Below are 23,325 nucleotides of genomic sequence, written 5' to 3' on the forward strand. Positions count from 1 at the left end.
GCGCGGCGCGAAAGTGCGGCTCCAGCGGATAATGGTCCATCGAGACGAAGCCGAAGACCAGTTTCTTCAGCTTGCCGGTCGCCGCCAGCAGACCGATCTCCGGGCCGCCGTAGGCGACCACCGTCAGGTCGGTCAGCGACGAGCGCGCAATCGCACGCACCAGCGCCATCGGTTTGCGCCGCGTCGCCCAGCCGCCGATGCCCAGCGTCATGCCCGACGACAGGCCTGCAACCGCCGCGTCAATATCCACGATCTTGTCGAGCACAGCGACCACCATTCCCCCATTGCCCGTTCGCCGATCCGTCAAAGCCCGGCGTGCGAGCGGCGGCTAAGCCCGCTTTCAGGGTCGCCGCTTCTAGTCGTAACTATCTTTTATAACTTGAAGCCGGTCAACCCGAACCCCCCGCTACTGCAAGGTGGCAAATCCCGCGCAACGTCTCGCGTTTCCGCGATATTCTTTTGGCATTGGTGCAATCGCGATTAAGCGCGCGTGGCATCGAGACGCTCGATTGCGCGCCCCCTTCCAACCCCGTATCTTATATATGATGGAGTTGAGAATGGCATCTGCGGACTCAGCAATTTCGATCGTGGCCATTGGCGGTACGACCCGGCCCAATTCTTCGACGGAAAAGGCGCTGCGGCAGGTGCTCGCCGCCGCCGAGCGCCTCGGCGCGCGTACCACGCTGTTCAGCGGCGCCGACCTCGCGTTGCCGATGTACGAACCTGGGATCAGCGACCGCTGCCCGCTGACCTCGCGCCTGATCGAGGCGCTGCGAACAGCGGACGGCGTCATCATCGGCTCGCCCGGCTATCACGGCGGTGTGTCCGGCCTCGTCAAGAACGTGCTCGACTACACTGAGGATCTGCGCAGCGATACGCGCTGCTATCTCGATGGACGCGCGGTCGGCTGCATCGGAACCGGCGCCGGCTGGCAGGGAGCTGCGGCGGCGCTGACCGGACTGCGCACCATCGTCCATGCGCTACGGGGCTGGAACACGCCTATCGGGATGACGATCAACACCATCGAGCCGGTCTTCGACGATGCTGGTAGCTGGCGCGACCCGAAGCTTGCCGACCAGGCGGCTCTGATGGCGGCGCAGGTTGTACGCTTCGCCCAACAGGGCCGTGCGCTCGCAGCCGAGAGGGAAGCTGCGGCGGCCTGAACTTATACAGACGGCGGCATCAGTCGCCGCCATAGTTGAATCATCGCCCGAAAGCCGACGGTCAGCGTCGCGGGGGCAAGGCGGCGATGCCGCCGACAGGGGGAGGTTACATTGGCGGCCTTGATCGTACCTGCTGACGATACCGAGATAGAGGACCGCGAGCCGGACACCCGGCCGGCGTGGCGCCGCTGGCTCGTCATGTTCATCCTCCTCACCGGCGGCATCAAGACGACGCTGGCGTTCACCACCGTCGTTCCGGCGCTCCAGAAAATCGCCGAGCATTTCGGCAGCCAGGGCGACGCCATCCTCGGCGCGCAGTTCGTCGTGACGATGGCGCCCGCCGGCATGGCGGTCGCCGGCCTGTTCGCCGGCTGGATCGTCGCGCGCTGGGAATTGCGTAAATCGCTGTTCGTGGGGCTCGGCCTTTCGGCGATTACCGGCCTGTCGCAGCTCTTCCTCGACGATTTCGTGGTGCTGCTGGTCAGCCGATTCCTGCTCGGCGCCTCGGTCGTTACCGTCGATATCGCGCTGACGACGATTCTTGCCGCAGAGTTCGCCGGCAAGGCACGCTCGCGCATGGTCGGGTTCCGCCAGGCGATCTCGTCGATCGGAACGGTCTCGACGATGTTGTTTGCGGGTTGGCTGGTCCAGAACCACGGCTGGCGCTCGCCAGCCTGGATGTTCCTCGTGCCGGCAGTGATGCTGCTGCTCTGCGTCATCGCCTTCGACAAACCGATCGCGGCGGCGCGGCAAATGACGTCGAGCGAGAAATTCTCGGTTTGGCAGCTCTGGCCGATCTACCTGCTCTCGCTGCTCTTCTCGGTGGCGCACACGATGCCGTCGTTCCAGATGCCGTTCCTGCTGAAGGAAATCGGCGTCACCGACGCGGTACTCATTTCGCGCGTGCCGGCGCTCAGCGCGTTCATCTCGATCATGGCAGCGGGCGCCTTTGCCTTCGTCTATGGCCGGGCGCAGCGCATGACGCTGGTGTTCGCGGCGACGCTGATGGGGCTGGGCTTCATCGGGGTCGGCAATGCCACCACCTACACGATGATCCTGGTATTCATCATCATCGAGGGCAGCGGCGCCGGCTGGAACATGCCGTTCTTCCAGAACCGCCTGCTCGATCGCGTATCTCCGCTGCAGCGCAGCCAGGCGATGGGCCTGCTGTCGAGCTCGCTATTCCTCGGCCACTTCCTCAACCCGATCGTCACCGCGCCGCTGCGTCACAGCCTCGGCATCCACGGTACCTTCATCGCGGTGGGTAGCTTCCTGGTGATCGGCGCGATCGCGATGACGCTGTGGATCGCCGCCTCTCGCAACCGCAATACGGTGATCTGAAGGTCAGCCGAGCAGCACGCCGCCGTCGATCGTCCAGGTGGCCCCTGTGACGAAGGCGGCGGCAGGACTGGCGAGGAACTGGACAACGCGCGCTACCTCGTCGGGGTCGCCCATGCGGCCGAGCGGCACCTGCGCCAGCCGCTTTGCCGCACGCGCCGAGGCCTCATCGGTCAGCTGCGCGGCGGCATTGCGCGCCGCCTCGGTCAGGATCGGCCCGGGCGCGACGGCGTTCACCCGCACCGCCGGCGCCAACTCGCGCGCTGCCACCTGGGTGAAGGCGACAACGCCGGCCTTCGAAGCGGCATAGGCCGCCTTGCCGGCAGTGGGCCGCAGCGCCTGAACCGAAGCGATGTTGACGATGGCTCCGCGCCCACGCGCGACCATGCCCCGCCCGAATTGCTGCGTCATCCGCATAACAGCCTTGAGATTCACGTCGAGCAACCTGTCCCAGTGCGCCTCGTCGAGCTCGAGCACCGGTCCTGAGGGATAGAGCCCCGCGCAATTCACAAGGATGTCGGCTTCGATGCTGTAACCCTGCCGATCGGCGGCGGCCCAGTCGGAGACGTCCACGGTCTGCCAGTCCGCGCCAAGGTCGCGGGCAAGCGGCACCAGCCGGGCTTCATCGAGATCGATGAGGAAAAGGCGCGCGCCGGCTGCCGCGAAGCGCCGCGCGACGGCGGCGCCGATGCCGGTGGCCGCACCGGTGACAACGGCGACCTGCCCGTCGAGCGCGCAGAGCTCGCCGAGCGATTGCACCGCGATCAGTGGAGGCGGACGCGGACGATGTCGACGAGGCGGGTGCCTGATCGCGTGCGAGCGACCACCCGCACATCGATATTATAGCTGTCGTCCAGGTGGCGAGCGTAGATCGAGCCCGCAATGTCTTCGATCTCATCGGCGCCGGTGTCGTTACCGACTGTCGCCAGGTGCTCGGCGATCAAGGCGCCGGGCCCGGCCCAGTTGCGCACATAGCGCCTTGCCATTTCCGACCAGCTCGGCATGTCGCCAAGCGCCGTCGCGACGGTAGCGGGAAGCGCCTCACCGACGCGAACATCCTTGAAGCGGCGTAAATCGAGCTGCGGCATGGCCTGGGTTCCGGAGAAAGACGCCGGCGGGATGGGCCCGCCGGCGCATTGGGAGTTTACGCTTGGGGAAAACTCAAGCCGCAGCAGCGACCGGCGACGTCTTGACGCCCGTCGCGGCCTCGGTGTCGAAGCCGTAAAGCTTTGCGGCATTCTCGTGCAGAATCTTCTGCTTCACCGGTCCAGGGACGCCCGACATCGACGCCTGGATCGTGCGCCACGAATAGGGATAATCGGCGCTGATGTGCGGATAGTCGGTCGACCACAGCACGCGATCCGGGTTCATGAACTCGAGATTGTTCAGCCCGAACGAGTCGGTCATGTAGCCGAAGTAGAAATGCTCATCGATATACTCGCTGGGCAGCCGCTCGAGGCCGAACTTGTTCACCTTCTCCAGGCGCTGGTAGTTGTTGTCGATCTGCTCCTTGACGTAGGGCACCCAGCCGAAGTCGACCTCGGCAAAGGCGACCTTCAGATTCGGGAAACGATCGAACACGCCGTTGAAGATGAACTCGATGCAGCGGTTCGGCGCATCGAAGAAGCGGCCATAGCCCGGCAGCTTCGCTTTGTGCGGGCTCGGCTTGTAGATGCCGAGAGCGACGTGAATGTTATAGCAAACGTCGCGCTCGTGGATCGCAGCCCACAGGTAATCCTCGTCGGGGCTCATCACGGCCGAGCCGTTCGGATAGGCCTGCGACATCACCGACCGCATGCCCGGACGACCGAGCACGCGATTCATCTCCTCGACCGCCACCTTGGCGCCGCCGCGATTGGGCAGGAGCACCAAGCCGCAGAAGCGCTTCGGATCATAGGCGACATACTCGCTGACCCAGTCATTGTAGGCGCGGACGAGCGCGAGGTGGAACTCCTCGTCCTCGACCAACGCCATCGCGGCCTGCAGCGACGGGGTCGGATACATGACCTCGGCGGTAACGCCGTCGCGGTCCTGTTCCTTGACACGCTCGGCCGGGTCCCACCCGCCCTTGCGCATATCCTCGAAGTGCATCCAAGCCTTCATCTGCTCCGGCTCGAGACCGGCGCAGGCGTTCCAGCCGAAATTACGCGGCTCGGGCAGGCCCTCGAAGATCCAGCCGTCGCCTTCTTCGAACTTCTTCATGTGCGGCGCGCGGTCCTTGAACTTCGCCGGCACGCGATTGATGAAGAGGTCGCCAGGCTCATTGAAGTGGCTGTCAGCCGAAATGAGGCGGGTACTTCCTAGCGGCACAATAAACTCCCTCGCTCTAATCATCTATAAGATAGATAACTTTGGTCGCCCGAGTCAAATCAGAATTCGGCGCTGATGCGGATTCCGTAGTTGCGCGGCCGATTGAAAACGACGGTCGCGAGCGACGAGAAATCCGTGGCGAAATTGATGAACCGGTTGTTGGTCAGATTCTCGCCGTATATCTGCGCCGTCAGCTTGACGTCGCCGACCGGGATGTCGGTCCAGATGATGCGCGCCGAGAGGTCCTTGTCCTTGCCAGACTTGAAGTTGCGCACCGTCGGCGACAGCCGGTCGACCGACGCCAGGTCGGTGCTGCTCTTCTGCGAATAGTCGGCCCGGAAGGTGAACTTGCCCGCCGAGGTGTCGCCCGTGTTGACGGCGGCACCGATGTGCGTCGTCCAGGTCGGCACATATGCGAAGTTGGCCTCGGCGGTCACATCGGTCGGCACGCCGAGGACAACGAAGTTGTAGCTGTTATACTTCGGGTCGATGTAGCCGATGTTGCCGTCGATCTGGAAATGCTCGCCGAGCAGCGCGGTGCCCTCAAGCTCGAACCCCTTGTATTCGGCTTTGGCGGCGTTCGAGATGAAGGAGGTCGAAGTGGTTCCGCCCGCAGCGTTCGGCGTGGTGACGAGCTGCGTGATCTGCAGATCGTCATAGTCGGTCTTGTAGACGGTGGCGTTAAAGCGAACGCGCCGGTCGAACAGGTCGGTCTTGATACCCGCCTCGTAGCTGAGCGCCTTCTCCGGATCGTAAGGTGCCGCCACCACGGCAATGTTGTTGAAGCCGCCCGCACGATAGCTCGAGGCGATCCGGCCGAAGGCCATGATGCTCGGCGCGAACTTGTAGCTGATCGAGCCCGCGTAGCCCCAGTTGTCCCAGCTGTCCTTCGCGGTATGGCTGGTCGTGGTCGTGGTCGTGGTCGTCGCGATCGTCCGCGATTCTTCGTCCTTGGTGTCCTTCGTGTAACGCAGGCCGGCGCTGATCTCGAGCCGATCGTCAAGCGACTGCGGCTGGAAGCTGAGCTGACCGAAACCTGCCCACGACTTGGTTTTCTGGCTGTAAGGAACGCTGCGATTCACCCGGATGAAGGTCGTGATGGGCGTCGTGGTCGCCACCGATCCCAGCTCCGTGTTGATCGTCTCGCTGACCCTCTCGTCATAGATGAACAAGCCACCAAGGTAGTTGAAATCACCGAGGTCGCCGGCCAGCTGGAACTCCTGGCTGAACTGCTTTTGATGACCCGGATTGTCGGTGGTGACATGGACGCTGACCGGCTCGATCGGATTGCCGACGACACGCGGGTTGATAACGCGGCCAAGCACGAAACTGCCGCCCAGGAAGATCGAGAGATCCTGGTCGAGCACTTGGTAGGCGGTGATCGACTTCAGGCTGGCGGCCTCGCTGAACTCGTAGTCGAGCGTCAGTACGTTGCCGTAGCCCTCGATCTCGGCATTGCCGGTCGAGCGCGGGTCGCGATAGCTGAAATCGCGAGGCTTGTTGCCGCTGACCACGAACGGCGGGCCCGCGGGGTTCGCCGCCGCCGACGACGTGTAGGCCGCCAGCGCCGCCGGCGTGCCGCCAAGGATTTCCCACGAGGTGAAAGAGTCGATCTTCGCGTAGCGCGCGCGGTTGTCGATGCGGAGGTTGCCGATCTCGCCGACGAGCGCGGCATTGAAATTGACACCCTTCTCGTTGCCGCCCCAATCGGACGGGTTGAAGTTGGGCGACTCGACCCAGCCGTCGCGATTGTGGATCTGGCCGGCAATCTTCGCCTTGAAGCCGCTGTCGCCGATCTCGCCGGTGTGGATGATACCGCCGACGATCACTTCGTTGTTGGTGCCATAGCCAAAGGTCACCTTGCCGCTGGCCTCATCACGCGGGGTCTGCGTGGTAATGAGCACGGCGCCGCCGGTGGTGTTACGGCCAAACAGCGTACCCTGCGGGCCGCGCAGCACTTCGAGGCGCTCCACATCGGGGAGGTCGAAAGCGTTGCCCGACGGGCGCGGCATGTATACGCCGTCGACATAGAGGCCGACCGACGGTTCAGCGTACATCGCCGTGGTGATCGTGCCGATGCCGCGGATGAAGATGACAGGCGCATTGGCGCTTCCCGACGCCGAAGTCACCTTGATGCTGGGCGCAAGCGCCGCGATGTCGCTGAGACGCACGGTGGTCATCTCTTCGAGCTTGTCGCCACCGATCGCCGTGACAGCGACCGGAATGCTCTGCGCGCTCTCGGCGCGGCGGCGCGCCGTGACGATGATGTCCTCGATGACCGTCTGGTCATCGGCCGCGGCCGACACTGGAGCTGCGCTGGCAGCTTCCTGCGCGGCGGCGGTGCCGGTGAGCGTAGCCAGGGCAATGGCCGCTAACGACGCGTGAATAGCGAGACGCGTCCTGGCATGAGACAACCGAGCATCAGCAAAATTCATGAGTAACCTCCCCGTTAGCCGACTTGATGTCGGTCCTTACCCGCACTTTACTGACCATCTTTGATAAGACAATAATGAAATGATCTGATTGGGGAGTATGATGATGGGCGACGAAACGACATGCGCACCGGCGGCGGAGCGCGGGGGAATCGACATGATGGCGCTCCTGAGCGCCCGCCGCTCGCCGCCGGCGCTATCGCTTTCTACGCCGGGCCCCGATGCTGCCCAGCTCAGCATATTGCTCGGCGCGGCGCTTCGCGTTCCTGATCATGGGCGCATGTCGCCCTGGCGTTTCATCATCCTCGAGGGCGCCGCCAAGGACGCGCTCGCGGATCGTCTCGACCTCCTCGCGGGCGAGCGCGAAGATGCGATGAAGGCACGCGCCGGCATCAAGAAGCTACGCACGCCGCCGCTCGCGATCGCGGTAGCGTCCTGCGCTGTGGAGGGTCGCATTCCCGAATGGGAACAGATCCTTTCGGCAGGGGCGCTTTGCCAGAATGTCCTGCTCGCCGCGACCGCGCTTGGCTTCGGTGGAAACTGGGTCACCGGCTGGTACGCGTACGACGAGCGGGCTCGCGCCATGCTCGGGCTCGGCGCCGGAGAGCGCATCGCCGGCTTCATTCTGATTGGAACGCCGCTCGAGTCGGCTCCGGAGCGCCCGCGGCCTGCGATCGAAGCCGTCACCACCTGGCTGGACGCCGCATCGATCGCCGCAGCCTAGGTTGGGATGCTAGGCCTTGAGACGCGCTGCGCTGATCGGAGCCTCTATGTCAAAACCATGCTTCCGCTCGCCCGCGTGGGCCGAGTAATGCTCGCGAATCGCCTGTTCGGCACCGCGAGCATCGCCTTCGGCGATGAGCCGGTAGATCCGCTCATGCTCGTCGGCGAGCGATTGCCGGACGGCAAGGTCTGCGAAACTGCCGTGCTGCGAGGCGTTGCGAGCCAACGTGTCGACCTGCGCCGACCACAACACCTCGAGCGAGCCCACAACCAGGCTCATCGTTTCGTTGCCGCAGTTAGCCACGAGCACGGTATGGAACTGACGCGCCAGCCCGATGAAGGCGTTAGGGTCCTCGATGGCGGCGATGCCGTCGTCGAGGACCTTGCGAAGCTTGGGAAGAACCGTTGCGTGGCGATCGGCGCGTTCGGCACATGTGGCCGCGCAAGCTGGCTCCAGGATGCGCATCGCTGTCAGCAGGTCGAACAAGGACGCGCGTCGAGATTCGAGCACCAATCCCATCATATAGGCCGCGGTGAGAGGCTGCGGGACATGGACGATGGCGCCGCCGACGTTGCCGCGCAAGACCGTCACCAGACCTTCGGTCTCGAGAATGCGGAAGGCCTCGCGGATGCACGGCGGGCTGACGCCGAATTCGGCCATCAGATCCTCCTGCTTGGGGAGGACATCGTCGTCCTTGAGTTCGCCCGACAGGATACGCTGGCGGAGACCATCGGCCACGATCTCGGCGATTCGGGGTTGCTTGAGGCGCCGCGGCGCAATCGGACGTTCGACGTTCACCTTAGCCCCTGGTCCTTTTGTCCCACGCCGCACGGCCGGGGCGGATCGCTCCGCCGACTCCCGCGCGACGTGGCTGCGGTGGGAATGGCCACCGATCATCTACCTGCAGCACTTATCTTTACAATGCCACTCACAAAACATCCAACGCCGATGGCGGTCGCCATTGAGCGGAGAGGAGCAACCGATGACATCGCAGACCGATCGCGCCCAGGTCTTTACAATCAGCATCACGCCTTTCACCGAGGACGGACAGATCGACGAAGGCCGCTTCCGGCGCCACCTGAGGAAGTTGGGCGACGCAGGAATGGGAGTCTATGTCGGTGGTGGCGGAAGCGGCGAGGGCTACACGCTATCCGCTGAGGAGACTCGCCGCGTGCTCGACATAGCCGTCGATGAACTGAAGGGCCGTGCGCCGATCCGGGCCATGGGTATCGAGCCGCGCACCGCCGAGCAGATGGTCGCCTTCCTTGAAACTGCGAAAGCCGCCGGCGTTGATGCAGCCCAGATCTACTCGCTGGATGTCGGCCATGGCCACTCGCCGACGCCGCGCGAACTTGACCGCTATTTCTCCGAGGTGACGCGCGCCGTCGACATGCCGATGATCATGTCCACGCACCAGTCGGTCGGCTACGTCATCCCGACGAACGTCATCGCCGATCTGTTCAAGGATAATGACCGGCTGGTCGGTCTCAATATCAGCCATCAGGATCCGAATTATCTGCGGACGCTGATCGACGCGCTCGCCGACCGCATCGACATCTGCACCGGCGGCCCGCACCAAGCGCTGCTGTGCTTTGCGCTTGGCGGGCACGGCTATCTCAGCTCGGAAGGTAATCTGGCGCCGAAGCTCTGCCTGTCGGTGGTTGACGCCTGGAAGCGCGGCGACGCGGCGGCGCTGCTGGAAATGCATGGCAAGCTCATGCGCCTGTTCATGGCGCTCTACGGCAACGGCGGCATCCGCGTCACCAAGGCAGTGTTGGAGCGGCTCGGCCTGGCGGGCGGCTATCCGCGGCTGCCACGCGTTGTCGCCGAAGACGATGCGACCGTCCGTGCCATGGGGGTCGTAGACGGGATCGGCCTCGCAGAAATCGAAGGCTGGTAAAAAGGAAAAAAGGCGCGCCCGGCCGGGCGCGCCTTTTCCCGTGACGAAAGCGAAAGCTATTCGGCGGCCATCAACTCAGGCGCCGTCTCGCTCCAGAAAGCCGACTCGCGCGCGGTATCGATTGTCTCGGCGTTGCGCACGCCGAACTTCACGCGCGCCTCGGCGAGCGGCAGGTCGAGATAATCCTCGTAGCGATGGAGGAACAGCGCGTCCGAGGTGCGGCCGACGTTCATGCCACGCTCGGCGAGCTCCCACATCCGCATCCAAAGTTCCGGATAGTGGAGCGGCGTGCGCATGAACATCGGGATGGTCAGCAGCGTGTTCTGAACGTTGAGCAGGCCGGCCAACTCGGGAGAGAGCCAGCGGAACAGATTTCCGTACTTCAGAAACGCCGGGATCACCTCGCCGAGGCCGTCGAAGCCGCCGCCGCCGAGAATGTGCATGAAATCGTGGATCTGAACTCCACGCAGGAAGAAATATTCGAAGCTCGTCTTCGGCTCAAAGCCCGGAATGATATCGACTTCCATGTTGGCGCCGCTGAGCTGCTTGTACCAGATGCCGCCGATCGAGCCTTCGGGACATGACTTCATGTCGTCGCGGCGCAGCGTCGAGATGTAGCGATCGTCAAACCAGCGATCGAGCTCCGGCCAGGTGCGGCGTGCCTCCTTGAACAGCTCTTCGATGCGGTCCTGGTCCTGGACCTCCCGCACCGCCTCGATCAGCATCGGGATGCCGTAGGTCGGCGGAACGTCGGTGCCGTTGCGCTTCAGGCACTGCGTCGTGACCCATTCACGGATGCGATAGTCGTTGAGATATTTCGACGAGCTGATCAGCGCGGTGCTCGTCGTTTCGACCTTCTTGCGACCGCGCATCAGATACGGAAGATTGTCTTCGTTCATCGCCATTTCTCCCCTTGGATCCGGCTGTCTTTACGCCGCTTCGGCGGCAGCCTTGGATGTGATCGTCGGCCCGATCACCTTGCCCGGGAAAGCTTCGGTAAACTGGCCATTCTCGAAGGTCGGCACGCCGTTGACCAGGGTCAGGCGCATCGGCGCGGCGTCGCGGCTGAAGCGCCAGGTCATGCCGCCGTCACCGTCGGGCACGTCGAACACGCGCTTCAGCGGACGGGTCTCGACCTCGTCGATGTCGAACACCGCAATGTCGGCCTTGTAGCCGGGCTTGATCACGCCGCGGTCGGTGAAGTTGAAATGCTCGGCCTGCTTGCCGGTCTGGACGTGAACCGCTTCCTCGATGGTGAGGTCACCATTCTTCACGAATTTGGTGAAGAACAGGATGTTCTCGCCGCCGCCGCACAGCATCTGGCCATGAGCGCCGGCATCGGAAATGCCGCCGACGGTCTGGTCGTCCTTCAGCATCTGGATGGTCAGCTTGTCGTCCATCGCATGTGGCTCGCGGCTGACGATCGACTGGAAACCGTTCGCCAGCACCCAGTCGGCGAGCGCGTCGGCGGGGTGCTTGCCTTCCTGGTCGGCGAGCTGGCGCAGAGTCAGCCCGAGCGGGCCGGCGCCGGTCTCCGAGTCATTGAGGATCATCATATGCGGATTGGCGACAAGTGACTGCTTGAACGCCTTGTTGTCCCATGAATCGCGGGCGCGCGCGCGCCATTCCTCGCTGGTAATCAGCGCGGTCTTTTCCTCGATGCTCTTGGCCTGCACCACTTCGTGCCAGACATATTCATTCGCCTGCGCGAACGACGAGGAACTGAAGAAGTTGAGCGCAGTCGTCGGCGGGACGTGCGCGAAGCTCGGCCAGAAATCGAGGCCTTCCGCCTTGAACTTGGCGTTCAGCTCCCAGAGCTTGTCGCGGATGCCCTTCTGAAAGTTGAGCAGCGCGCCGGCGCCGGCGAGCTGCAGGCGCACGTTGCGGCCGCGTGCCAGACGGGCGAGGCGCTCCATCGTTTCCGGTGCCTTCAGGTGGAAGAAGGTGTCGAGGATGAGCTGCATGCTCGATCCCGGGTAGCGCTCCAGCACGTCGAAGAAGGCGCTGATCTCGGCATCGTCGGCCTGCAGTGACGGGACCGGGCGGTCCTTGCTGTCATGGTCCATGAAGTTCGACGACAGGCCAATCGCGCCGGCCTGCAAGGCGTCCTCGAGCAGCGCGGCCATCTTCTCGATCTCGGCGGGCGTCGCGGCGCGGTCCCAGGCGTCCATGCCCATCACGGTCAGGCGGATGGCGATGTGGCCGGCATAGCCGGCGATGTTCGCCGCGGTTTTGGCGTTCGCCTCAACCGAGCGCTTGTATTCGGACCAGGTCTGCCAATCCCACGGCAGGCTTTCGAGAAACGGCTTGGTCGGCACCTCCTCGAAGAAGGAGAAGATCTTGACCATCTCCTCACGGACTTCGGGGATCGTCGAGATCGGCGCGGCGGTGAAGCCGCAATTGCCGATGACCGCGGTGGTTACGCCGTAGCCTGGGAGGGGGTCGAGGCTCGGCTGCCACCACATCACGGCATCCATATGGGTGTGGCATTCGATGAAGCCGGGGGTGACGAAGCAGCCATCGGCCTCGACGACGCGATCACCATCCTCGGCGGTCAGCGCGGGCGCCACCGCGTCGATCACGCCGTCGCGCACACGCACATCGCCGCGATAGGCAGGTGCGCCGGTTCCGTCGACGACGGTGCCACCGCGAATCAAGATCTGCGTCATCATTCTCTCCCCGGGAATCAGCTTACTAACTTATATAAGTTTAATATCTCGAATCCAAATCGCTCAGCCGAGCGGCCGCTGGTCCACGACGCGCAGGTCGTGCCCGCCGAGGCCGACGTAGGTGCGCAGCGAGTTGGTCAGCAGCACCATGTCGCGGACGCCGAGGTCGCTGAGAATCTGTGCGCCGATGCCGTAATCGCGCTGCTCGACCACGTCCTGCGCGCCGGCGCGCTTGATCACGAACTGCTTCAGCCGGTCGGGCGAATTGTCGACGAGCATCACCACTATGCCCGCGCCTTCATCGCCGATCACCTCCATCGCGCGCTGCAGCTGGCCGGTGCGCTCCGACTTCTCGCCGAGCATATCGGTGAAGGGAGAGACCGGATGCATGCGAACCAGCGTCGGCTTCTTCGGATCGATCTTGCCCTTCACCAGCACCAGATGCTCGGAATGCGTCGGGCGGCTGACGTAGGTGCAGACTTTCCAGGTGCCGCCATGAACGCTGTCGAGCGGGCTTTCGGCGACGAGTTCGACGAGGTGATCGTAGCGGCGGCGATAGGCGATCAGGTCGCGGATGGTGCCGACCTTGAGGGCATGGAGCTGCGCGAACGACATGAGGTCGTCCATGCGCGCCATCGTGCCGTCGTCCTTCATGATCTCACAGATCACGCCCGACGGGTTGAGGCCGGCAAGGCGGGCCACGTCGACTGCCGCCTCGGTATGGCCGGCGCGGACGAGGACTCCGCCGTCGCGGGCGACCAGCGGGAACACATGCCCCGGCGTCACGATCTGCTCCGGCCCCTTCGCCGAATCGATGGCGACGGCGATGGTGCGGGCGCGGTCGGCGGCGGAGATGCCGGTGGTGACGCCTTCCTTCGCCTCGATCGAGACGGTGAAGGCGGTTTCATGCCGCGTGCCGTTCATGCGGCTCATCATCGGCAGCCCGAGCTGATCCACACGCTCGCGCGTCATCGACAAGCAGATGAGGCCGCGGCCATGCTTCGCCATGAAATTGATCGCGTCGGGGGTCGCCATCTGCGCGGGGATGACGAGGTCGCCCTCATTCTCGCGGTCCTCGTCGTCGACGAGGATGAACATGCGACCGTTCTTCGCCTCGTCGATGATCTCCTCGGGCGAGGAGATGCCGGCCGACCGGCGGGTCAGCGATTCAATGTCGCGCAGGTAGGTGCCGGCATCGACGGCCGTGCGCTCACGACTTCCCTCGCCTTCGCGTGAATCGAGCATGTTGTTGCTCCTCCCCAGGGGCCCCGTTAACCTATTCGGGTTTTAGATGTCTATCTTATATATATAAGATGCGCGCATAAAGAGAGGGAGTCAAAAGTGAACGGTCTGAGTGGAATTCCGCTGAAGCGGATCGACGGCGCACCGGCGTCGATCGGCGATTTCGCCGGCAAGGCGCTGCTCATCGTCAACGTCGCGTCGAAATGCGGGCTGACGCCGCAATATGAAGGGCTGGAAGCGCTGTATCGGCGCTACCGCGACCGCGGCTTCGAGGTGCTGGGCTTCCCGGCGAACGACTTCGGTTCGCAGGAGCCGGGCAGCAACGAAGAGATCGCCGATTTCTGCCGCACCAATTTCAGCGTCGACTTCCCGATGTTCGAAAAGATCGCGGTGACCGGCGCCGACCGCCACCCGCTGTACGACGCGCTCGTCGCCGCGCAGCCGGCCGCCACCAGCGCCAACGGCGACTTCCGCGCCAAGCTCGCGGGCTATGGGATCAAGCCCAAGAGCGAGACCGACGTTCTCTGGAACTTCGAGAAGTTCATCGTCGACCGCGACGGCAAAGTCGTCGGGCGCTTCGCCCCCGACACGGCCCCCGATGCGCCCGAGCTGACCCAGGCGATCGAGGCCGCGCTCGGCTGAGCCTTAGCTATGCCATCTCCGGGTGGAACTGCTTGTACCACTCGCGATATTTGAGGATCGGGCCGTCCGCTGCGCTCAGCAGCGGACGCTCGACATAGGCCTTGTACGGCCAGATCTTGCCGTCGCTATACTGTTCCTTGAGGCCATGGTCGCGCGCGAGCGTCGTGAACGCCTCGATCTGCGCGTCGGTCATCGGGCAGTCGTTGTCCTTCAGGAAGAACTGGTGGACGAAATAGTGGCTCAGCGATGCGTCGACCGGCGTCACCGACACATAATAGACCGTCGAAATGCCGGGCGCGTGCGGCGTGCGGCTTTCGACGCGCGACAGGCCGCCGCCGATCACCACCGAGTCGACGGTCGACCCGACGTCGATGCCGGTCAGCGGGCCTTCATAGCCGGCGGGCAGGATGCGAACCGGGCTGGCGAACAAATGCCCGCGCATGTCGATCGCGCCGTTGGAGATCGCGCGCCCGGTGCCGTGAACGCCGGGGAAATGCGCGAAATCGACGCCATTTTCGAACACGTCCTGCGGATGCGCCGCGCCGAAGTCGTCGTGGAGCTTGCGGAAGCCGGCGCCCGCGATCTTGCGCGACTCGTCATAGGTGGGAAGCTCCCACTGCGGCTCGCTGCCCTGCAGGTCGTGCCACAGGAAGATCATGCCGCCGCGCTCCGCCGTCGGCCACACGCGGACTTTTGCCTGCGGCGGGACGCTCTTGGCAAACGGCACATGGACGCACTTGCCGCCGGTATCGTAGCGCCACTGGTGGAACGGACAGACGATCGTCTCACCCTCGACCCAGCTGTCGTAGCCGAGATGCGCGCCGAGGTGCGGGCAATGCGCGTCGGTGACGACGGCAACCCCCGCCTCGGTGCGAAACAGCACTTGGTCTCTACCGAAATAGCGCAAAGGGCGAACGCTGCCCCGAGCGACATCTTCGCAGAAACCTACGGCGAACCAACCGGTAGGATAGGGGTGAAAAGGATAACGTGTCCCGAACAGGCTGTCGCTCACGTGCCGACCCTCATGTTAAAGAGGATATCTTATATATGTAAGTGGAGGCACGAAAGAGGCTGGGGTAACGGGATGGCACTGTCAGCCCAAAATTCTGGCTCCGGTTTCCCGATTGTGACAGGCGGGCCGGCCTGAGCCGCTCTTTCAATCCCTTGCGCCACTTCAATCCTGGCATCGTCAACTTAGAGCCAGACCGCATAGCGGATGACGTCCGGTGGAGATCGGTGACGTTTGTGGCTGATCGGCTGCAATGCATCAGACCCGTTCGGCGCCAACCGTCAGCCCACGGCAGGAGACGAGTTCGCATTAGACTGACAGCACCGCCACTTCCCCCTGCTCTTCCTCGTAAGTTGCGCTGAAATCAGGAGGTCAGAGGTTTACACCCTCTGAGCGGCCTCTGGCTGCGTGGATTTTTCGGATTGCCAGTTCACATCAACCGCGCGCCGTCTCTAAGCGACCGAACGCAGGACGCGGGCGTCTAATTTCAAGCTATCTTCGAACAATTAGGCAGCCCCAATGAGGGCCCATAAAAAACGAGGGCTATTGAGGCGTATGAATGAGATCGAAGTTTAGGGAGACCCGCCTCGCTACATTGAGGCCTGGCCGCATGTTGATGTGCGTACGATCGCGAAGAACGCGCGGCTCGGTCGCGACCAGTTCCCTCTCCGAGCATCGTCAACCTAACCCGCCTCCCCAAAACCAACTAGGCGACGTTGGTCGACTTTTGCCACTAGCGGAGCACTTGAGCTGCTAATGCAGCGCAATTAGCATCGGTCGCCCGCTGTTCTTGATCGCCACTGATCGATCGACCGATCGCCTTGAAGATATTACCGATTGACTTGGTCTCGCGCGGTATAACGATGTCCGGCGCGCGGATCGTGCCGGCGACGCTAACCGACCCTGGCAAACGTAGAATCGCTTTCTGTTTAGGCGCTCCGGTCAAGGTGAGGGAGAAGGCTTCACTCGGAAATGTCAGCGTACCGGTGGCACGCGATTGGCTCAGCGTCGTGTCGATGATCAACGGTTCGGCGCGCCCGCGACCGTCGTTGACCACAAACTTGGCCACCAAGCAGCGCAGACCAGCGCGTTCGTCCTTATCGGTGGTCAGCCCTCGTGCCACGTCGAACCCGATCAAAGCTGCGATCTTCGCTGGCAGAGATCCATTTTTCGCGACAAGTCCGATCGAGCCGTTCGATGCACCAACCGCTTCACGGATCGTGCTGCCGGCCCCGCGCAGCTGGCCGCGGCCGTCAACGCGCGCGTCAACCTCGCCGTCAGCGCCGCCGACCAGCGCGGAGATGCTACTATCGCGCATGGTCAGGTCGAGCGTGACGGTCGGCACCGCGCGGCCGCCGCGCTGATCCACCTCTACTACACCGGTGATCGCACCGCGCTTCAGCCCGATCGTCAGCGGCGAGACCGTCATCAGCTGGCGGTCGAGCGTCAGGCGACCTTTCAAACTTGTCAGCGACGACGGTCGCCGTCCGCCGACCAGGCGCCTGACATCGAACGCGATCACGCCGTCGGTATTGTCGATCTTGCGGATGTTGATCCGCGTGTTGGGTACCAGCTTCAGCCCCTCCGCCTTCTCCAAGGCGATTGCTGCAGCCCTGCCGGCGTCCGACGCGAAGTCGTCGAAACTGAGCTCATTGGAAACGATCCTACCCTCAATATTTGTGCGCTGGCCTTTCACGACGGTGAGCGTGCCGGCGATATCCGACCGACCGATGCTGCCGCGGATCGGATCAATCTTCCACGTCTGCCCGTCGCGGCGAGCACGCGCCGACAGCCGTACTGGCTGCGTCGCGAAGAGGCCGGCCTCGATAACGGCGTCGATCAGCTTCAGGTCGTCGGCGCGGGCCTCAACCTGCATCTCAAGATGGGAGATGTCGAGCGGACGGTTCATCATCCCGCGCACATCCATCGCTAGCATCTTGCCGTCGATCCGAGCGTGGAACGGCCACGGACGACCGACGGTCGAGGGGCCGACGGCGGGGGCGGTCGCGGCGACCTTGACCTGCGCCCCTCGAATTGTGCCCCTGCCGGCCAGCTGCAGCCCGCTAACGGGATCGGCCAGGACAGCGATGGTCAGATGGCGGTCCTGCAGCGCATCTCGATAGTCGACCACCGTATCGGCAACGGTGAGAGCGTCCAGCGTCGGTACAATGTCACTTCTGGTATCGGCCGAGCTGTCTCGCGTCCAGTTCGTCCGGCGCGCCGCATCGCGGACTAGCCACACGCGGGCATCTGACAGCGTGATAGAGCGCGGGTCGAACCGTCCGAACAACAGCGGCACGATCGGCACGCGAATACGAACCTTCCCGATCCGGGCAAAATCGCCGGTCCCGGCCCAAGCCGCCTGAGGAACGCGGACATCGCGAAGCTCGATGGTCGGCACGAACGAAATACTGTCTATCCGCTCGACCTGAGCGATCTTAACCGGCCGGTCGAACTGCTTGGACAGCTGAGCTTCGATTGTCGGTCTAAAGGCGCCCCACGGCATCGCAGCTATGATGAGCAGCACCGCGACCGCAATTGCGACCACACCGCCGGCCGCCAAGTGCAATCGTCGATCGGCCAAGACTCTCCGCAATGTCACCCTGATAGGACGAACTCTCTGCGCGATCGTTCCGCCGCTGCAAGATGGGAGTTACTGCCGGCGCGAGCGGTGCACGACCGCCGTTGACCATAGCGTCGGCCAGAATACGGGCGGCAGTTTCCGGGGCTCGCTAGAACCTGAGGGGGCGCTGTCAGGTTAAAGCCACAATTGAGCTCGCGATCCGAAACTGACCGGGTAGTACGTGCAAGCCGCGTTGGAAACGCGCGGAAATTTTCTGCCTGCGGGAGCGGAAATCACCCTCGAAAACCAATTATGGTTTTAACCTGATAGTCTCGATTTGACTGACACTCATTATGTTAAACATGGCTGATAGCTTTAGACTGCCCCTTCCCGCCGATTAAAGCCGCCGTGGCGCCGTTCCAGACGCGCGGCTCGGCGCGGTCTTCTGTCAGGCGATGACCGCGCTCAACGCAGAGAGGCGCGGGCCGAGGCCTCGCGCTTCTCCTCCGACGGGGAGATCCGGAAAGTTGACCTGGCTTCGTCTAGAAGCTGATGCCGTAGCGCACGCCGTAGGTGCGCGGCTGGCCGTAGTGGGTGTAGAGCGGCGCGCCGTCGAGCGGCCCGAGGAACCGCGCCACGTCCTCGATCGAGGTCGCGTACAGCTTGTTGGCGAGGTTCTGCCCGTACAGCGAGATATACTGGCGGTTGTCGTCGAAGCTGTAGCGGATGTTGGCGTTGAGCAGCCAGAAGCCCGGCTGGGCGTGCGGCTCGTCCTGGAACGGCGTGTAGTAGGTTTTCGACCGGTACATCGCCTCGCCGTGGAAGCTCAGCTCACCAGCACCGATCGGCACGTCATAGTCGACATAGGTGACGACACTGGTCTTCGGCGCGCGCTTCAGGACGTTGCCCTCGACGCTGACGTTGGTCGGTACCGCAAGCAGGTCGTTGAACAACGTCAGGTCGCCGTACTCGCTGTCGAGCAGGGCGAAGTTGGTGCCGATCGTCAGGCCGTCGGCGGCGCGCACGATGATCTCGCCGTCGAGGCCTTTGATCTTGGCTTCCGACGCGTTGGTGACGATCGAGGTGCCAGCTGGCAACAGCACCTGCTGCACCTGCAGGTTCGAGTAGTCGTAATAGAACGCCGACAGGTTGACCGTCAGGAAGCCGCCCCAGCGCGACTTGATGCCGCCTTCGTAGGACCAGATGTCCTCCGGCTCGAACTCGTTGGCCGGGTTGTCGGTGTTGAAGCCGCCGGACTTGAAGCCCTTGGTCGCGGTGGCGAACAGCATCACGTCGTTGGTCGGGCGATATTCGACGCCGAAGCGCGGCGTGAAGTCGTTCCACTTCGAATTGCCTTCAACCGTCGGACGGGTGCCGGTGATCACGCCGGCCAGCGTCGCGTTGAGCGGTTGCAGCGTGTAGCGCTTCTTCTCCGACGAGTAGCGCGCGCCGGCGGACAAGGTCAGCTTCTCGGTCAAGTCGAACTTCGCATCGGCGAAGGCGGCATAGGCCGGGTTGTCGAGCGCGCGGTTCGAGAAGCGCGGCGCGAAGAAGAAGCTGCGCTGCTGGTCGATCGCATCCTCAAGGAAGACGCTGCCGCCGACGATCAGGCGCAGCGGCTTGTCGGTCGGCGTGGCGAGGTAGGTCTCGTGCGAGAACTGGTCGGATTCCTGCACCGATCCGACGATCGCCAGTTCGCCGAGCACCGTGCGCGGATTGGTCGGCAGGCTGAGCGGCATGCCGACATCGTCGTTGTCGTAGGTGAAGGGACCGTATTTGAACTCGCGGAAGCTGGTGGTCGAGGTGATCTCGCCGAAGCTGGTGTCCCAGTTCAGGGTCAGTCGCATGCCCGCGTCGGTCAGCGGCGCGAAGCTGTCGTGGTTGCCGTAGCGCAGCCACGGATCCTCGACGTACTGGCCGACGGTTGCCTGATAGTTCCAGGCGTTCTGGTTCGGCGTCTTCACATAGTCGCCGGTCTCGATCTTAGAATAGTCGGCGACCGCGAGCGCGGTGAGATTCTCGCCGAGGCGCATCAGCATCGAACCGCGAACCGCGAAATTCCTGAAGAAGTCCTGATCCTTGCCGCTCGGGATATTTTTGCCGAAGCCGTCGCGGTCCAGATACTGCGCGGCGATGCGCACGGCGATGACATCATCGACGATCGGGCCGGTGACCGCGCCGCGGACCTGGAAGTCGTTATAGTTACCGTAGGAGATGTCGCCCGAGCCGCCGAACTCGAACTCCGGCTTCTTGGAACTGATCAGCACGGTGCCGCCGGTCGCGTTGCGGCCGTAGAGCACGGCCTGCGGACCTTTGAGCACTTCGACACGCTCGGTATCGAGGAACGCCTGGAAGCTCTGTGTCGAGTTCGGGATGTACACACCGTCGACGTAGGTCGCGATGCTGTTGCCCGAGGCGATGCCGTAGAGATCGTTGCCGATGCCGCGGATGTACGGGCGCTGCGTCGGGCCGCCGAGGCGCGAGTTGACCATGGCCGGCACGCGAACCTGAAGATTCTCGGTATCGACGATGCCGATCTTGGTGAGGTTCTCGCCGGTGACCACCTGGATGGCGGCGCTGACCTTCTGCAGCGAGGTGGCGCGGCGCTCCGCGGTGACGACGATCTCGCCCGAATCCGTCTCGTCGGTTTCGGCGACCACGGCGTCGGCCGGCGGCGTCGTCGCGGCGTCCTGTGCGAACGCGGCGCCCGAGCCGCAGATCACCGCGATCGTCGCGGCGGTGGTGAACAGGCTCATCCGGTAACGCATCATGCCCTCCCCGTCTCCTGCCTTCCCGACGTGTCCTCGGGTACGGCTCCAGAATGGCTACAAGTCCAACTTATACCCGTCAATACTAAAATATACTTGTCAGTAGATATGAGCGTGCGCGAAACGAAAGCGGCGCCCGTCAAACTGGATTTTACGGCTTCGCCGGCTTCGGCTTCGCGCGCTCGGCCGCCTTCATCACCAGTCCGACATCGATCGACTTGGCGATTAGATACTGGCCGGAATCCGAGGGGTGGATATTGTCGAAGCTGGCGCCCGGCCGATAATATTCCTCGTCGAGCGGATTCTGCACCGCGGCGGCGAAGTCGAACACCTTCTCGAATATGTCGGTCGACCGCAGCCAGGCGTTGATCTTGCGGCGCTTCACTTCCTGCGCCGGACTCCAATAGGGGCTGCCGAGGTGGACGTAGCCCGACCCCGGCGCGATCGTCGCGCCGAAGATCGGCACGCCGCGCGCCCGCGCCATCGCGACCACGCGCTTGAAGCCCTCGATCATCTCCTCGGCGCTGACGTCGTTGGTCGGCGAGTAGATATCGACCGGCGGCATCTGCGGTACGCCGAGGTCGTTGACGCCGACGAACAGCAGCACCGCCCTGACGTTGGTCTCGTCGAGCACGTCGCGTTCGAAACGCGACACCGAGCTTTCGGCATAGTGCGAGGTCGTGAGCAGTCGCTGACCGCTGAGCGTCGTCTGCACGATGCTTGGCGCGCGGTCGTCCCAGCGCTCGCGGAACTCGCGCGACAGGATCTCCGGCCAGCGCATGCCGGCATCGACCTGCCCGGTAATGCTGACCGAATCGCAGCAGGCGACGATGGTGCCGACCGACTTCGGATTCTCGACCTCGATACCCTCGACCACATACCAGCTCGTCGTCGGCTCGAAGCCCTTGCCGCTCGCCGTGCCGGCGCGGTCGCCCTCGGCGCTGTAGCTGGTGGTCGCCGTCGCGAAATTATAGGCGATGGCGCCGGTCTTTTCGGGGAGGAACACGTCGACGCCGAGCAGCTGGCTCGGCAGCACGTCCATCGCCACGGCGTCGCTGACGATGTCGCCGCCCGGCGGAATGGTGACGCCCGCCTGCCCGCCGAAGGTCAGGTTGCGGATGTGCGACTGGACGAGGTCGGCGTTGAATGGCTTGTGCCGCGGGCCGATCGCCGCCTTGCCGATGACGAGTGGCGCCTTGCCGTGGCGGTTGGTGAGGCGCACGCGCACCTTCGAGCCGCCGCTGCTGGTCAGCGCGGTCATGCGCAGCGTGCGGTTCTCGAACCCGTAGTTGCCAGGGTTGCTGAACACGAAGGTGGGCTTCAGCAGCGCGGTGGTCCAGGTCGTGACCCAGCCCCGATCAGAGCCTGCGCCCGACGCCTCTTGCGCGGTCGCGCCGCTCACCAGCGCCATCGCCGCGACGCCCGCCAGCGCCAGCTTCCACATTGCCCGCATACGTGCCCCCGTTGCGCTAGATGATGTGATCGAGATGATCGCGGATGTCGTCGTAGGCGGGCTTCGGCGCGATTACGTCCGCCTGCGCCTCGACCGCCGCCACCGGCAGCGCCGCCGTCGAGAGCAGCGCGCCGCGCAGGAAAGCGCGACGGCCGCCGTCGGGCGTATCGTCCTTCCGCTTCATCAGATGATCGCCGTCGGGTTGACCGGCGAGCCGGTGCCGCCGCCGATGCGCAGCGGCGCGATATTGAGCATGAAGCTCTTGTCGGCGCGCTTCGCCATCGCCTCGCCCAGCTTCTCGAGATTGAGCGTGTGGACGAGCGGCATGCCGAGATAGCCTTCGGAAATCACATGGATCGGCACCGAGCATTCCTTGATCGTGCTCGGAAAATTGTCGCCGGGGCCATCGGTGCCGACCAGCACCACGTCCCACTTCGACACGAACTCGAGGCAATCGACGTGAAGGCCCGACCAGTTGCCGTGGTTGTCCTTGGCGGCGGGATCGTCGGGCGACACCTCGGCGACCGCGTGGCGGCCGGTGCGGATGATCAGCGCGTCGCCGGGCTCGACCTTGCCGTCGAGATGCGCGAGATCGGCCTTCAGCACGGGCGTGCCGGGAACGAGCGCCTTCAGCCCGCGCTGCCGCGGCACGTCGACGAACCAGGCGCGCGTGACGATCGACGCCATATCCATCACGGTGAAGCGAACCGCGCCGTCCTTGTTCGCGACCTCGGCGAACGGCACGTCGTTGAACGACACGCCCTTGTGGCCGACGTGGCTGAACGCATCGATATGCGTGTTGACCATGCCGTGGACCTCGACGGTGATGCGATCCGATGCGTTCTGCAGCTGCTCCTCAGCGGCGCTGAACGAATAGGCGCCGACCGAGGTCATCTCATGCTTATAGGCGACGCTGCCCGGCGCCAGCCCTTCGCGGACCAGGTCGCTGCCGATCGAGAAATTCTCGTAGCTCTTGATCGAGCGCACCGCGCGTTCGACGACCTTGGGCCCGAGCAGGTTGAGCGTGCCGAGGTCGTTCGCCCAGCGACCGCGATTGTAGGTGCGGTACGGCCAATCCGGCAGCTTCTTCATCGACGCCCTCCCTGCATATG

20 protein-coding genes are annotated in these 23,325 nt (G+C 63.9%); 5 read left to right on the forward strand and 15 right to left on the reverse strand.

Going from position 1 to position 23,325, the window contains the following annotated elements; all coding sequences use genetic code 11:
- Nucleotides 1-265, reverse strand: a 265-nt coding sequence (locus ACFOMD_RS09845) for a CoA-transferase (RefSeq protein WP_380860608.1), incomplete at its 3' end; no start/stop codon positions are given.
- Nucleotides 266-557: 292 nt separating this feature from the next.
- Between ACFOMD_RS09845 and ACFOMD_RS09850 the strand changes: the two genes are divergently transcribed.
- Both ACFOMD_RS09850 and ACFOMD_RS09855 read left to right on the forward strand, forming a co-directional pair.
- Nucleotides 558-1,163, forward strand: a complete 606-nt coding sequence (locus ACFOMD_RS09850; RefSeq protein WP_380860611.1) for an NADPH-dependent FMN reductase — start codon at nucleotides 558-560, stop codon at nucleotides 1,161-1,163.
- Between the two features lie 111 nt (nucleotides 1,164-1,274).
- Nucleotides 1,275-2,504, forward strand: a complete 1,230-nt coding sequence (locus tag ACFOMD_RS09855; RefSeq protein ID WP_380860614.1) for an MFS transporter — start codon at nucleotides 1,275-1,277, stop codon at nucleotides 2,502-2,504.
- A 3-nt stretch (nucleotides 2,505-2,507) separates the two neighbouring features.
- Here ACFOMD_RS09855 and ACFOMD_RS09860 read toward each other — a convergent pair whose 3' ends face one another.
- From ACFOMD_RS09860 to ACFOMD_RS09875, 4 genes are all read right to left on the reverse strand, one after another.
- Nucleotides 2,508-3,260: an SDR family NAD(P)-dependent oxidoreductase gene (locus tag ACFOMD_RS09860; protein WP_380860617.1), complete on the reverse strand. Its 753-nt coding sequence runs from the start codon at nucleotides 3,258-3,260 to the stop codon at nucleotides 2,508-2,510.
- 5 nt (nucleotides 3,261-3,265) lie between these two features.
- Nucleotides 3,266-3,589 (reverse strand): hypothetical protein, encoded by a 324-nt coding sequence (locus tag ACFOMD_RS09865; protein ID WP_380860620.1) that lies wholly within the window; start codon nucleotides 3,587-3,589, stop codon nucleotides 3,266-3,268.
- Between the two features lie 73 nt (nucleotides 3,590-3,662).
- Nucleotides 3,663-4,811: an amidohydrolase family protein gene (locus ACFOMD_RS09870; protein WP_380860623.1), complete on the reverse strand. Its 1,149-nt coding sequence runs from the start codon at nucleotides 4,809-4,811 to the stop codon at nucleotides 3,663-3,665.
- Between the two features lie 59 nt (nucleotides 4,812-4,870).
- Nucleotides 4,871-7,117 (reverse strand): TonB-dependent receptor, encoded by a 2,247-nt coding sequence (locus ACFOMD_RS09875; protein ID WP_380860626.1) that lies wholly within the window; start codon nucleotides 7,115-7,117, stop codon nucleotides 4,871-4,873.
- A 232-nt stretch (nucleotides 7,118-7,349) separates the two neighbouring features.
- Between ACFOMD_RS09875 and ACFOMD_RS09880 the strand changes: the two genes are divergently transcribed.
- Nucleotides 7,350-7,967 (forward strand): nitroreductase family protein, encoded by a 618-nt coding sequence (locus ACFOMD_RS09880; protein ID WP_380860629.1) that lies wholly within the window; start codon nucleotides 7,350-7,352, stop codon nucleotides 7,965-7,967.
- A 9-nt stretch (nucleotides 7,968-7,976) separates the two neighbouring features.
- On the opposite strand, the gene ACFOMD_RS09885 is transcribed toward ACFOMD_RS09880, so the two are convergent.
- A complete protein-coding gene (locus ACFOMD_RS09885) occupies nucleotides 7,977-8,765 on the reverse strand; it encodes a FadR/GntR family transcriptional regulator (RefSeq protein WP_380860632.1) in 789 nt (262 codons plus the stop codon).
- Nucleotides 8,766-8,949: 184 nt separating this feature from the next.
- On the opposite strand from ACFOMD_RS09885, the gene ACFOMD_RS09890 reads away from it, so the two are divergent.
- Nucleotides 8,950-9,867, forward strand: a complete 918-nt coding sequence (locus ACFOMD_RS09890; RefSeq protein ID WP_380860635.1) for a dihydrodipicolinate synthase family protein — start codon at nucleotides 8,950-8,952, stop codon at nucleotides 9,865-9,867.
- Between the two features lie 56 nt (nucleotides 9,868-9,923).
- Here the strand turns inward: ACFOMD_RS09890 and ACFOMD_RS09895 are convergent, their stop codons facing one another.
- From ACFOMD_RS09895 to ribB, 3 genes are all read right to left on the reverse strand, one after another.
- Entirely contained in the window at nucleotides 9,924-10,766 is an 843-nt protein-coding gene (locus tag ACFOMD_RS09895) for a hypothetical protein (RefSeq protein WP_380860638.1), read from the reverse strand.
- Between the two features lie 30 nt (nucleotides 10,767-10,796).
- Nucleotides 10,797-12,536 carry an N-acyl-D-amino-acid deacylase family protein gene (locus tag ACFOMD_RS09900; RefSeq protein ID WP_380860641.1) on the reverse strand — a complete coding sequence of 580 codons (1,740 nt, stop codon included), beginning with the start codon at nucleotides 12,534-12,536 and terminating at the stop codon, nucleotides 10,797-10,799.
- Between the two features lie 63 nt (nucleotides 12,537-12,599).
- Complete coding sequence (gene ribB, locus ACFOMD_RS09905) at nucleotides 12,600-13,781, reverse strand: 3,4-dihydroxy-2-butanone-4-phosphate synthase (protein ID WP_380860644.1); 1,182 nt, start codon at nucleotides 13,779-13,781, stop codon at nucleotides 12,600-12,602.
- Nucleotides 13,782-13,877: 96 nt separating this feature from the next.
- On the opposite strand from ribB, the gene ACFOMD_RS09910 reads away from it, so the two are divergent.
- On the forward strand, nucleotides 13,878-14,420 hold the full coding sequence (locus ACFOMD_RS09910; RefSeq protein ID WP_380860647.1) for a glutathione peroxidase: 543 nt from the start codon (nucleotides 13,878-13,880) through the stop codon (nucleotides 14,418-14,420).
- 7 nt (nucleotides 14,421-14,427) lie between these two features.
- Here the strand turns inward: ACFOMD_RS09910 and ACFOMD_RS09915 are convergent, their stop codons facing one another.
- The 6 genes from ACFOMD_RS09915 to ACFOMD_RS09940 form a co-directional block, all read right to left on the reverse strand.
- Nucleotides 14,428-15,432 (reverse strand): Rieske 2Fe-2S domain-containing protein, encoded by a 1,005-nt coding sequence (locus ACFOMD_RS09915; RefSeq protein WP_380860649.1) that lies wholly within the window; start codon nucleotides 15,430-15,432, stop codon nucleotides 14,428-14,430.
- 730 nt (nucleotides 15,433-16,162) lie between these two features.
- Nucleotides 16,163-18,013 carry an AsmA family protein gene (locus ACFOMD_RS09920; protein ID WP_380860652.1) on the reverse strand — a complete coding sequence of 617 codons (1,851 nt, stop codon included), beginning with the start codon at nucleotides 18,011-18,013 and terminating at the stop codon, nucleotides 16,163-16,165.
- Nucleotides 18,014-18,534: 521 nt separating this feature from the next.
- Entirely contained in the window at nucleotides 18,535-20,763 is a 2,229-nt protein-coding gene (locus ACFOMD_RS09925; RefSeq protein WP_380860655.1) for a TonB-dependent receptor, read from the reverse strand.
- Between the two features lie 148 nt (nucleotides 20,764-20,911).
- On the reverse strand, nucleotides 20,912-22,213 hold the full coding sequence (locus tag ACFOMD_RS09930; protein WP_380860658.1) for a GDSL-type esterase/lipase family protein: 1,302 nt from the start codon (nucleotides 22,211-22,213) through the stop codon (nucleotides 20,912-20,914).
- Nucleotides 22,214-22,229: 16 nt separating this feature from the next.
- On the reverse strand, nucleotides 22,230-22,397 hold the full coding sequence (locus tag ACFOMD_RS09935; RefSeq protein WP_380860661.1) for a hypothetical protein: 168 nt from the start codon (nucleotides 22,395-22,397) through the stop codon (nucleotides 22,230-22,232).
- A complete protein-coding gene (locus ACFOMD_RS09940; RefSeq protein WP_380860664.1) occupies nucleotides 22,397-23,305 on the reverse strand; it encodes a cyclase family protein in 909 nt (302 codons plus the stop codon). The genes ACFOMD_RS09935 and ACFOMD_RS09940 overlap by 1 nt, the downstream gene beginning before the upstream one ends.
- Between the last annotated feature and the right edge of the window lie 20 nt (nucleotides 23,306-23,325).

Origin of the sequence: Sphingoaurantiacus capsulatus, from assembly GCF_042648405.1 — a bacterium.
GTDB lineage: Bacteria > Pseudomonadota > Alphaproteobacteria > Sphingomonadales > Sphingomonadaceae > Sphingoaurantiacus > Sphingoaurantiacus capsulatus.